Raw genomic sequence first — 11,470 nt, forward strand, 5'->3', positions numbered from 1 at the left:
TTTTAGATGGTCTTAAACTCAATTCCTGCATCCTTCATCTGCAAAACGGTGTTGGTTTTTAATTGGTCGTTGCCTTTAAACAATTTATCCAATGCCACCACTTTTTTAGGTTTTTCAGCAATAATGTTATTAATGATTTTCTGATCTGCTTTTTCTAAAAGTAAAATGAGTTCATTTTCGTTGATGGCACAAAATCCTTTAGCATGTTCAATTTTGCTATTAAGGTTCTTACCGCTTTTAAGCATTAACTCATACACCATATTTTCGATGGTGGCATTTTCGGCAACTGGGTCAATAAATAGTTTCATTTGGTCTTCCAAAGCTTTGGCGTCTTTGTTTTTAATTTGTTGCCATTGTTTGAAGTTGCTGTCTGCGAGTTTTAGAACTTTGAAGCCTAAATCTAATTTTATTTTAGCTTTCTCATCACCAAATGGAATTTCGTTTTTTTTCGCTTCTAAATTTGTTTTAATTTCATCATTGATTTTATTTCCAGCTCGACGTATTCTTTCTTTGGCAATGTCCGCTATTGTATTATAACCTGCCTTGAAGGCTTCACTTTTTTCATCACATAATTCTGGTAATTGTACTGAAATAGATTTTCTATTTCCTCCATCTTCTTTATTTAAATCCATTACAGCGTGAGCTGTAGTTCCTGAACCTGAAAAAAAGTCTAGAATGATATCATCATTATTAATACTTGATAGTTGAATTAGATATTTAATTAATTTAATTGGTTTGGGTGTGTCAAACAAATCTTCTGGTAGTAGGCTTAATAATTCATATTTAGCTTGACGATTATGTCCGGTTTTATTTAAATCAATCATCAAACTGGAAGGCGGCAATCCTTTCATATCTTTCAAATATGTTCTCCTACGAATATTGGTTTCATCTGGAGTAAAATAAATTTCCTTTGATTTGATTTTCTCATCCATTACTTCTTTTGACCACCTCCATCCATTTTTTGGTGGTTCTATTATATTCCCATTTGGCGAAGTAAGATTGTAGATTAAATTTTCTCTATAATTTGGAGAGTTAAGAGGATTCCCATCAAAATAAGGTCCGTTTTTATCATTATCTGGATTTTTGAAATGTTTTTGCTTTGATTTATCTTTTATTAATGTCGGCTGCCATTCTTGCGTTTTAGAGTAAACTAAAGTATGATTATGGTCAGTAGAAAAACCTTTTGCATCATTATTACTATTATCTTTTGACCTCCAAATTGTATTAGAAACAAAATTCTCCTCTCCAAAAACTTCATTCATCATCATCCGCAGATTATGCACTTCATTATCATCAATAGAGATAAAAATAACACCATCCTGTTTTAAGAGATTCTTCGCCAAAAACAGACGTGGGTACATCATATTCATCCAATTGCTATGGTATTGACCATTTTCTTTGCTGTTCTTTTTAAACATGCCGTCTTTGGTCATATAGCCATCTTCGTCTTTATCGCCAACACGTTTTTCGTAGTCTTCTTTGGTTTCAGAAAACTTATCGGGGTATATAAAATGGTCGTTACCTGTGTTGTACGGTGGGTCTATATAAATCATCTTTACTTTACCAAAGTAGCTTTTCTGCAATACTTTAAGCACCTCCAGGTTTTCGCCTTCAATGAAAATGTTTTCGGTGTCGTTAAAATTTACAGATTCATCCTTTGCAGGAATCAAGGTTTTGGTAGTTGGGGCTTGCAACACTTTAAACGCCTCACTTTTTCCCGCCCAATTTAAAACATAACGTTCGTTGCTGAAATTGATATCTTCTCCTAAAGTGGCTTTGAGCTTTTCCCAATCTACCTTGTCTTCGGCAAAAACTTCGGGAAAAATATTCTTTAATTCTTGTAATTTTATTTCTTGTGGGGTTAGGCTTTTACCGTCCATATATTTTAATTTTCTTTAATTAGAAACTCGTTGTTTCAAATATTTTATCTTTCGTTTGTCAAATGCGGGCATTGTACCTTCCAAAATATCAACAATTTCTTTGTTGATCCTCTCATTTTCAATACCTCCTGCATTCAATGAAAATTTATAATTTTCTTCTTTTACTATATTTACGTGAATAATTTGCTCTGCATCTGCTACTACAGCCAAATTAGGATTATGCGTAACAATAATTAATTGTCTATGTTTCTTTGCCTGTTTGATAAATGGCACTAAAATTTCAAAAACACTTTGGTTATCGAGATTATCTTCGGGCTGATCGATAATTAGAGGCTTTTCATCATTATCTAATAGTAAATAGAAAACAATTAAGGCTGCACCTCTCTCACCAGGGGAAAGCTGTTGAATATCTTTTCCTGCAAATTTCAAGGCATACTTTTCATTCAAAAATTCTAAACCATAAACATAATCGAATAAATCCTCCAAGGATTTAGCAGAACGAATTTGAAAAAAAGGGTTTTGCTTTTGATCTTCCGTGGATTCCAAAATGGCTGTTATCTCATCTACTTTATTCAATACAGCTTCTTTATCATTAGGGTCTAAATCCTTTATAAAATCATTAAATCGTCTATTTGCCTCATCTTTACCGTAAAAATACCCTACTTTACCTTTATCGATATAATCTAAAAAGTTGGTTTTTAAACCTTTTATTTGAAATGATGCTTCTAAAGAAATTCGATATCCTTGTATCTTTTCTGAATTTTCATCTAATTTATTATCAATGTTCCTTTTGAGCTGGGAATATATATCTACAATCTCTTTTTTCTTATCGTAGATATTCGCGGATATCTTCCTTCTTGTAGCTTTGTATTCAATGATCTTTTGAGGAAGGTCTCCGGCAATATTTTTCAACTCATTTTTATAGAAGTTCAAAGTTCCCGCACGCGGGGTTTCTTCTTCACCCTCAATAGCTAATTTTCTAATTTCCCAATCTTTCAATGAAGCATTATAGGCTTCAATAAATTTTTGTTTTTCATCAAGAGAATTGGAAACCAGGTCATATTCTTTCTGGAAGCTTTCAATTTTAAACCATAACAGGCTTTGGGCGTTCTCAAATAAGTCAGAATGTTCATCTGTATATTCCAATTTCCCCAATTCCAATTGATACTTGAGTTTCTCTCTTTCTAAGGATGTTATTTTTTGTTCAATAGGCACTAAATTAATAGTAGGTGTTGGAAAAATATCACTTATGTCAAGACCGTATTTTTCCAAGTATTCTACTTCGCTTTCTCTGAAAGTCTTAATTCGTTCCTGTTCTTCGTGGAATCTAAATTTGATTTGTCCTAATTCTATCAAGTTTCCGTTAACTATTTCTAGTTTTTCGAGATATTGAGATTCTTCAACTTTGGCATCCTGTAATTTTTTTTCTTCCTCTTTTAGTTTTTTATAATTTTGGTCCGCTTCTTCATCTTCATCTTTTGCTTCTGTATCGTCCGGAAATGGGTTAATAGGTTTATTTTCAATATGACTATCTAAATCTTCCCTTAAATTTTTAATTTTACTTTCAATACCCTCTATATACTCGGTGGTGTTCTTATTGAGTAAACTAACGATGTCGTGATTAATGTCATTCAAATCACCTCGAAGATTTTCAATGGAAGATTCACAGTTCGTTTTAACTTCCTCAATATAATCTTCGAAAGTGTCCTTTCTCAATCTGTCGGTTTCGTCAATATGCTTGAAGACAACTTGATTTAATTCTTTAATAAAATTTTCATTATCATCAATTTCATTACACAAATCTTCAAAATAACTTTGTGGTAAATACTTTACCTTTTCCTCGGCATTGGGATCAATATGTTCGTTCAGACATTTTTCTTCCGAATTATCACTTTGCCAAGTTAACTTTGCTTTAAAATTACTTGCTAGACCATTCTTTCTAAACTTCCTACCCCTTACATCCAAAAATGAAAAATAGCTTTCATTATGTGAGTTTCCTAATAATCCCGCTATATCAGTTAAAGCGCTTTTACCTTTACCTTTATTACCAATAATAGCCGTCAACTCATTACTTGGATAAAACACTTGATCGCGAAACCAAATCCCTTGGCTTTCATCGTAGCCCTCAACTTGACCAATCTCTATTTTAGAAATGTATTTAGTTTTACTTTTGTGAACTCTATCTAAGACTTCGGGCTGTGTTCCTATAAAGACCCTTTCTTCTGGCTCGTAGGTAAGATATCTAAGGCCTTCAAAAGTAGGTTCTACTTTGATCCAGGTAATTTGAGAAAAGTCGCAAAGTTTCCCTTGCGCATCCGTTTTGGAATATTCTTTTCCAAGTTTATGTTCTATGTCAAAAAAGGAATGAGCATCGCAACCACTCAGAACAGGACACGGCATAGACTTATCTTGCGTACCATCTGGATGTTTCTCATATCGATCATTTTTTAAGAACCAATCAGTATTTTGAGCGCCACCAAAAAATCCATCACATACCTTATCTATTTCATCAGATATGTTCATTTTCCTTGCTGACTTCGTATCAGCACGCAAGCCCTGGTTGTTTGAAGCGGCAAAAATGAGATATGGTTCATCATTGCCAAAGACTTTATTTAAGGCAGGTCGTAAGTCGGAGTACTTTATAGCTGCTCTTTGAAAATCGTGAGAATCAAGTTTATCACAACTTAAAAAAGCCCCGTTTTTAGAAATATTTGTATCCAGTTTGGATAAGAATTCTCGAATTTGTTCTTGGCTAATGCTTTTCTTATTTGAAAAAAGAACGTGTAGGTTTACTTCCTCAGCAGTTTTATTTACAGAAACATCTAAACGAAATTCTATATTAGGAAAGAAGACTTTTTCTGAATCAGGGAATTTTTCAGAAAATAGAGATAAAAATTTAAAATAATTATCACAGGAATAATAATCAGTAATCCCAAAAACCATAACATCTGACTGCTCAATTTTATTACAGTACTCTTCCCATTTATCCATTCCCTCCTCAAGCTCAAAGCCAGCTGAATTGAGTTTAGTACCAGGTGTGTGCAGATGAAGGTCGCATTTTATCCACTCGGACCCTCTATTTATTTTTATGCTCATAAATAATTATTTACAAAAATTAAAAAAAGCTCAAATTAATTATTTTCGGTTCTTATCAATAAATCCTTTGGCTCAACATTTAAAATTGTTGCTATTTTAAAAAGAATTTCCAAGCTGGGTTGCGCTCTATTTTGAACGTAACCGTTTACAGTATTAAAGCTTTTGCCTAACTGTTCTGCGAGCCAAACTTGTTTGACACCTTTCTCTTTCAAAACTTCTTTAATCCGGTTCATCGTTTTTTGTTTGAGGTTATAAATATATGTTAATAGATTTAAGAATACACAGTATAACATTATATATTTATCCAATAGATATGAAAAATTGAAATAAAAAAAACCGCCAGATAGCGGTTTTAATTTATTGTTCAGAATTAAGTGTATATGATACATTCAATAGTATTTTTTCGAGAAAACTACTGAATAATGGTATTTATCTCTAAAGATTACTATAGTATAGATTTTCTAGCCTTTTTGATCACAAAGCTTCCAACCCTCATTCGTTTTTCTAAAGGTTACTGTTTCCACAATTTTCTTTGGATTTTTATTTTCGTCGGCATCTTCGAAAAATGGCGTTTCATTAAATCGAGCGAACGACACTTTGACCTTTGCATCGTTACGTTCAGGAATCTCTTGGATTTCGATTACACTATCGAATTTGTATTCACAAATTTTAAGCTTACCTCTTATTTTACCTGAAGATTCTACCTCTGAATCCACCAAAAATTTTTCGGCTTTTGGGGTTAATGTTATTTCGTAACTATCTTTTTTACCCATAATACCACCTTCAACTCGTTCTAAAGACCCAATTTTGACAATTCCCCTTTCTTCCAATTTCTGGTAAGGTTTCAAAAAGTCTGGAAATTTGGATTTGAGCATATCGTCCATTTCCACAGTTCCATAAGTGAATTTTTTTGTTTTGACTAAACTTTCATTGGTTTGGCAATCTTCGATGATGGATTCGGCTTTGCTATTGGTCAGTTTGTCAGAACCACAAGAGGTTAGAACAATGCAAAATAAAATTGATAGTATTGATATATTGATTTTCATAAGTAGAATATTTAAATGATTGATATTATTAAGAGGCGATATCCCCATCGAGTTTTATAGATAAAACTTGTCCTACACCATAATGAAAACCTTTACAACCAAGGCATAGCTTGTAAGTTGATTGAAGGTATCGGTATAAGTGCGCTCTGTCGTTTATGCTAACTTCATAAGGTTTAAAACATATATCGCATTTTTTGATTTGATATATTGCATGGAAGTCTGCATTTCTCATTTCGCTATAAGCATAAGTTTCGTGATGTCGATGTATAAATTCTAGTTCAGAAGTTAAAAACCCTTCAATCTTTTTCACTCTTTTAACTGCAAAATATTCTTTAATCAAATCTTCTGCGTCAAGGCTCAATTTGCCTGTGATTACTATATCTTTTTGTTTCATAATTGGGTATAAAAAAAGCCTGGAACTCAACTTGAAGATTTCGAAGGTATCACCAGAGACCAACCATCAACAAGAAAAGCCCAGACCAAAGTCTGGGCGTCTTGCATTGAGATGGCGGTTATAAAAAACTGGTGATTTTTCGAAACCAAATCAAGCTTAACGCTTTTATATTATTTTAAAAATTTATTTCTCTCTTATATTATTTTTTTTGTTCCCTACAAATTTAGGAATTTATAATTTTAATCTACGGCTTTTTTAATCTTAATGCTTTTGTTGAAGAACGATCAGAAAAACGTTTTTACTTTATTAATTTAAAACCATTTTACGATAAACCATTTTTATATTAAAAGATTATTATGGCAATACATTATAGCATTAATGTCATAATACTATAATGCAATATTATTATAATATGGCTATGCATTTTTAATATACAAAAACAATGCACTTACCTCTTAAATCCCTTTGATAGTTGGGTTTTTTCCTTTTTAATCTCATTCTCAATTTTGATGGCTTGACCTTTAATTTTCCGATTTACTACATCTCTTTCTCTTGGCGAACCATTCTTCAAAATATTTTGATTTCTAAACTTTTCACGTTCCGGTCTTCTGTAATTAAAAAGGAGGTCAAAAGCTTTTTCATTCTTCTCGGTCCATTTTGTTCTATCGAAACCGACTTGATAAGCATTTCCCCCAATACTCCTTTGGGTAGAACGTTCTTTGGTTGTAGGATCTAATTTTAAAAGTTGGGTTTTATCTTTTCTGCTAACAATCACGTGGGCGTGGCTATTCAGACCAGGCTTATAATCGCCATTTTTAAAAACTCCTTCCACAACTTCGGGATCAGTACCTTTAAATTTTCTGAAATGCTCTATTTTGGCATAGTAAACAAGACCCTGCCCTGTATGCAATCCTTTTGATTGACGATTAAAATTTTCAGCATAATTATCCATTACTTTTTTGATGTAAATTTTTAAAATGTCATTGTATTTTTTCAATTCTTCTGAATTCAACTGCCAAACGTCAGTAACCTCTTTTTTGTCAGTAGCCAAGGAAACCAAATGGTTCAGTTCCGCCTGACTAAAACTAATTGTAGGCGCATAATATTTAGCGTCTTTCTTACCCAATTTCCTTCTGTTATTGTCAATACTATCAATGACTTCAACCAATCCAATATCAGTCCTATTATGATTGAAAAAGTCTTGTTTTCGATTTTGGAATTGGTTGATTTCTTTTAAACTGTTCTCTTTATTTATCAATAATTCAAGCTCCCGATTCTCCTTGTCCAGATAATTGGCTAGTGAGGAACAGCTTCCTGTGTTTTCCGCACCCAATGTGCTATGTGGCTTGCTAATTGGCATTATTCAAACGTTTCTTTAATTTTTGTAACCCAACCCGCTTTATTTTTGCTATCCATTAGTTGGGCTAAAGTCAAAATTGCTTTTCGTTGGGTTTGAACCTCATTTAATACTTTTGATGCACGATTAATTTCATACTGATTAAAATCATTTAGAACTTTAATCAATAACTGTCGTGTCTCTTCATTTTCCTCGCTTAGCTCCTTTGAGTAATTATACACTTCTTGCCGAAGTGGTTTCAAAATATCACGTTCCTGTACTTTTAAAAATGAGACCAACCGTTTATCCAATTCCCTTAATCCTTTTGAAGGATTTTCATTTTTTGGATCTGTTGGATTGATACCCGTTTTCTTAAAATAAATAATCATTTCTTCTACTAATTTGTAGAAACTAAGGTTGTAGGCTTCAGATAACTTCTTTAGCTCCTTATGATGATGGGCTGATATTAAAATGCTTTTTTTCGTCATTATATATTTTTTATACTGATAATCAGATGTTTAATTGTTTAGATATATTTCTGCTATATTTTATTATACTTTTAAAATCCTTGCTGACGCAGTCATAGCAAGGGTTCAGCCCCGCAGGGCAAGTAGAGCAATAGGGGCTCTGCCCCTGTTCTACTTGCTATTTCTTCGGCATACACCGTCAACGTGCTTTTCGTTTTCATTACAACTTTTCTCTATTAAAGATTAATCCTATTACCATTCTCATCTTGCAAATCAAAAACATCAATCAAAGTCTTCAAATTTTGATTTTTTAAATAGAAGTCTATGTACTTCTGTTGATGTGTTGAAATGATTTTTCTTGGCTTTTTATTTCGATTTTCCAAAAAGTAATCTGCGAGATCATAGCCTTTTTCTCTATGTAAAGAAGTTGCTTTCTGCTCTAACAAATCGGAAATTCCGATATCAAATCCTGATTTTTCAAATTCATTGCATTTAACTTTCCATTGCTCAAAAGGACTGGCCGTTTCGCCAACCTTACCCAAGTCTGGATAGAGAATAATTTTTCGTTCTTTCAGACACTCTATTTTTTCTTTTGTTAAACCTTTCAAACTACCGGTCGCAAGCCATAAATATTTATCAAAAAGCAAACTCATAACGCAAGCCGTTTTTTCTGACTCGACAATGGCGATGGTTTTTTGATATTTTTTCGTCAAATGCAGACCAAATAGACATTGATTTAATTGGAAGCTACTTATTTTACCTTCCTTTAACTGGATGGCGTGTAACCAGTTGATATATTGCGTTCTTTTTCCTGAATGGTTATACTTTATAATTTTTGCACCACGAATATTTTTATTTTCATCAATTTGCCAGAAAACAGTCGAATTGTACCAATATGAAGCCGTTCCTACTTGATAATCCTGAATCATTTTTTGAACCTCCTTGTTTTCAAATTGCGTTTTCAGATAGATGATGAAAATATTTTTATCATAATCCATTAAAGTGTCTTGCAAGTCTCGATCAGAATGAAATGAGCTTCCTTTTTTTGATTTCGGCTGTAAATCTTTATTGATTATAATTGGTTCATATAACTGCCCTCTGTTCTTAAAAAACGCTTTTGGTGTATAATGATAGGCGCATTTCACTTCCCTATCGCATCTACCAACCTCGTTTGATAAATATTCTTTCTTTTCCTGGTCAACATATCTGACGAATCTTTTTTTACCGCATTTAGGGCAAATATGTTTTAATGACTTTTTTTCTAAAGTATATTTATACATAGTACATTGCATTATCTTCATTTTGTTCACTATTCAGTAATAGCAAGGCTTCCGAAGAATTTAAGACTTCATTATGGTTGCATTTTGACTGCATTTTGATGTTGAGTATGAAATTACATTTTGCACTATGTGCATTTTGTTTGCATTTTCAAACAGACTTAAAATGCTGTTTAACAATAACTTAATTCTAATAATGAAGAAAATGAACAAAGTGCAGTCATAGTAGCTTCTCATAAATACCGTGCGCTACTTTTTTAAATAATTTTCTATCTTTCAAATAAGTTTTAAATTGACGTTCACTCACTCTGGGTTTACCATTCAATTTTTTACAAGCTATTTTTATACCTTCTGCTGTTGCAAAACTTTTGTTGGTAGGTAAATCATCTAGAATTGTTTTTTGAAGTTCAGACAAAGACTCATAATAGTTTTTTTTAATAGTCTCGTCTCTTACCTTGATAGCATTAAAATAGAAGTAATCAAATAATTTAATTCCTCTCTTTATAGCGAACAGCTGAACTTCACGATCAGTTGCATTTTCAGAAGCATGAAATAACAACTGTATTATCAAAGCAAAACGAATGACATATTGTTGAAGCTTAACCTCAATACTCCTTTCATATTCAAACAAATGATTCTCTGGACGTGAATTCTGCCAATGAAACAGATACTTCTTGGCTTCTTCTTCAATTGGAATTATATGCGATTCATTATTTTCATCAAATTGAAGATCAATAAGATTAGATATGGTCGTAAAATAATTTTGCAAAACTATTTCATTGACCTTGTTAGTATTCCATTTTAGGTTTTTTTGTAATTCAGGAAAAACGAATAACAATCTATCCAAAAAACCATTTTCACTTCTTCCACCTTTTGCAAATTCTTTAAGGACAGAGATCTGTGTGCTTCCAACTACTCCAATGAACGGATCTTCTAAACGAATGCTTTTGCTCGAAACTCTATCAACTGTAATACCTTTCCCGGACCAAAAAGTTAGATATGTCTGTTCTTCACCAGAATTATTGTATCTATTGAAGTTTTTGATCCATCCGTGTAGTTCATCCATATAAATGCATAATCCTCTTTTATTATTGGAATGCGCTTTAACAAGAGCTTCAGGTGTGGCATCATTTATTAGAAATCTTTCTAAAAAGGGCTTGCTTACCTTGTTTTGCTCGCTCTCCAAACTATCCTCATAATCTTTTAAATCCCGCTCATACTTATAAAAAAGTTCGTTCTCTCTTATATGGATGGGTTTAAAGCAAAATTCTAATGCGTGACTTTTGGCGTCTCCTGGGCGACCAACTATGACCATAAAAAGGTTACATTTTTCCAACCAGCCTTTTTTAACTTCGACTTTATAAGTTACACCTATAGATGCTGACATTGCAGAAAGAAATCCTGCTCCTAAATAATCAATTGAAAATTGATACTTATCGTGAGCTTCAAATAGTACTTCTTGCGAAGTCTTCGGAAAAACCTCAATAGGAAATGGATTTTCGTTCCTTACAGTTAGAGCTGTAAAATCTCTCTCTAAATCTAATAGGTCTATTGTAGGGTCTTTTTTCTTATCTTTGTAGTTGTCTAAACTATTTGAGCCTCTAATATTTCTCAGGATATTAGGGGCTCCGTTTTTTATAGCCTCCATTATCTTTTATATTTTATCGATTTAACTTCATTCAGAGCATCGAAAAGCTCATTATGAGGTATAAGAATCCTTCTACCTATAAAAGTGGCATTGATTGTTCCTCTGTCTATATGGTTGCGTACAGTTTGCCTATCTACTTTAAGTATATCAGAAGCTTCATTTAAGGTATAAAGCTTATTAGATAGGTCCTCTTCTGGTTTATGAAGTAATTGAAGGACTAAACTTTTTAGTTCAATTATCTCATTGTGGAGTGGTTCAAATGGATTGTTCATTATTACATTGTTTTAAGATTACAATGCAAATGAATGATAATGAAGTGGGTAGAA

Annotated in this window: 10 protein-coding genes; all 10 read right to left on the minus strand. The window is 32.6% G+C overall.

What is annotated here, in order from left to right; all coding sequences use genetic code 11:
• Window positions 1-2: 2 nt before the first annotated feature.
• Window positions 3-1,880 carry a site-specific DNA-methyltransferase gene (locus BUB91_RS09540; RefSeq protein WP_073099005.1) on the minus strand — a complete coding sequence of 626 codons (1,878 nt, stop codon included), beginning with the start codon at window positions 1,878-1,880 and terminating at the stop codon, window positions 3-5.
• Window positions 1,881-1,895: 15 nt separating this feature from the next.
• A complete protein-coding gene (locus tag BUB91_RS09545) occupies window positions 1,896-4,976 on the minus strand; it encodes a TrlF family AAA-like ATPase (protein WP_073099006.1) in 3,081 nt (1,026 codons plus the stop codon).
• Between the two features lie 35 nt (window positions 4,977-5,011).
• The gene (locus tag BUB91_RS09550) at window positions 5,012-5,209 is read right to left on the minus strand and encodes a helix-turn-helix domain-containing protein (protein WP_073099007.1); all 198 of its coding nucleotides are present in this window, start codon (window positions 5,207-5,209) and stop codon (window positions 5,012-5,014) included.
• 228 nt (window positions 5,210-5,437) lie between these two features.
• Complete coding sequence (locus tag BUB91_RS09555; protein ID WP_073099008.1) at window positions 5,438-6,022, minus strand: hypothetical protein; 585 nt, start codon at window positions 6,020-6,022, stop codon at window positions 5,438-5,440.
• A 28-nt stretch (window positions 6,023-6,050) separates the two neighbouring features.
• Entirely contained in the window at window positions 6,051-6,416 is a 366-nt protein-coding gene (locus tag BUB91_RS09560; protein WP_073099009.1) for a hypothetical protein, read from the minus strand.
• A 448-nt stretch (window positions 6,417-6,864) separates the two neighbouring features.
• Window positions 6,865-7,776: a DUF5712 family protein gene (locus BUB91_RS09565; RefSeq protein ID WP_073099010.1), complete on the minus strand. Its 912-nt coding sequence runs from the start codon at window positions 7,774-7,776 to the stop codon at window positions 6,865-6,867.
• Window positions 7,776-8,240, minus strand: coding sequence for a BfmA/BtgA family mobilization protein (locus BUB91_RS09570; RefSeq protein ID WP_073099011.1), 465 nt, complete (start codon window positions 8,238-8,240; stop codon window positions 7,776-7,778). Before BUB91_RS09570 ends, BUB91_RS09565 begins: the two co-directional genes overlap by 1 nt.
• 215 nt (window positions 8,241-8,455) lie before the next feature.
• Window positions 8,456-9,499, minus strand: a complete 1,044-nt coding sequence (locus tag BUB91_RS09575) for a DUF6371 domain-containing protein (RefSeq protein WP_073099012.1) — start codon at window positions 9,497-9,499, stop codon at window positions 8,456-8,458.
• A 217-nt stretch (window positions 9,500-9,716) separates the two neighbouring features.
• On the minus strand, window positions 9,717-11,144 hold the full coding sequence (locus tag BUB91_RS09580; protein WP_073099013.1) for a DUF3987 domain-containing protein: 1,428 nt from the start codon (window positions 11,142-11,144) through the stop codon (window positions 9,717-9,719).
• Window positions 11,144-11,416, minus strand: a complete 273-nt coding sequence (locus BUB91_RS09585; protein ID WP_073099014.1) for a helix-turn-helix domain-containing protein — start codon at window positions 11,414-11,416, stop codon at window positions 11,144-11,146. The genes BUB91_RS09580 and BUB91_RS09585 overlap by 1 nt, the downstream gene beginning before the upstream one ends.
• Window positions 11,417-11,470: the final 54 nt, after the last annotated feature.

The sequence above is a fragment of the Leeuwenhoekiella marinoflava DSM 3653 genome (assembly GCF_900129005.1).
GTDB lineage: Bacteria > Bacteroidota > Bacteroidia > Flavobacteriales > Flavobacteriaceae > Leeuwenhoekiella > Leeuwenhoekiella marinoflava.

What these genes read in the sequence shown, in the direction of transcription:
- BUB91_RS09575 (WP_073099012.1), bottom strand. Translation starts at nt 9,499, where the DNA reads ATGTATAAATATACTTTAGAAAAAAAGTCATTAAAACATATTTGCCCT.
- BUB91_RS09545 (WP_073099006.1), bottom strand. Translation starts at nt 4,976, where the DNA reads ATGAGCATAAAAATAAATAGAGGGTCCGAGTGGATAAAATGCGACCTT.
- BUB91_RS09555 (WP_073099008.1), bottom strand. Translation starts at nt 6,022, where the DNA reads ATGAAAATCAATATATCAATACTATCAATTTTATTTTGCATTGTTCTA.
- BUB91_RS09585 (WP_073099014.1), bottom strand. Translation starts at nt 11,416, where the DNA reads ATGAACAATCCATTTGAACCACTCCACAATGAGATAATTGAACTAAAA.
- BUB91_RS09580 (WP_073099013.1), bottom strand. Translation starts at nt 11,144, where the DNA reads ATGGAGGCTATAAAAAACGGAGCCCCTAATATCCTGAGAAATATTAGA.
- BUB91_RS09565 (WP_073099010.1), bottom strand. Translation starts at nt 7,776, where the DNA reads ATGCCAATTAGCAAGCCACATAGCACATTGGGTGCGGAAAACACAGGA.
- BUB91_RS09560 (WP_073099009.1), bottom strand. Translation starts at nt 6,416, where the DNA reads ATGAAACAAAAAGATATAGTAATCACAGGCAAATTGAGCCTTGACGCA.
- BUB91_RS09570 (WP_073099011.1), bottom strand. Translation starts at nt 8,240, where the DNA reads ATGACGAAAAAAAGCATTTTAATATCAGCCCATCATCATAAGGAGCTA.
- BUB91_RS09540 (WP_073099005.1), bottom strand. Translation starts at nt 1,880, where the DNA reads ATGGACGGTAAAAGCCTAACCCCACAAGAAATAAAATTACAAGAATTA.
- BUB91_RS09550 (WP_073099007.1), bottom strand. Translation starts at nt 5,209, where the DNA reads ATGAACCGGATTAAAGAAGTTTTGAAAGAGAAAGGTGTCAAACAAGTT.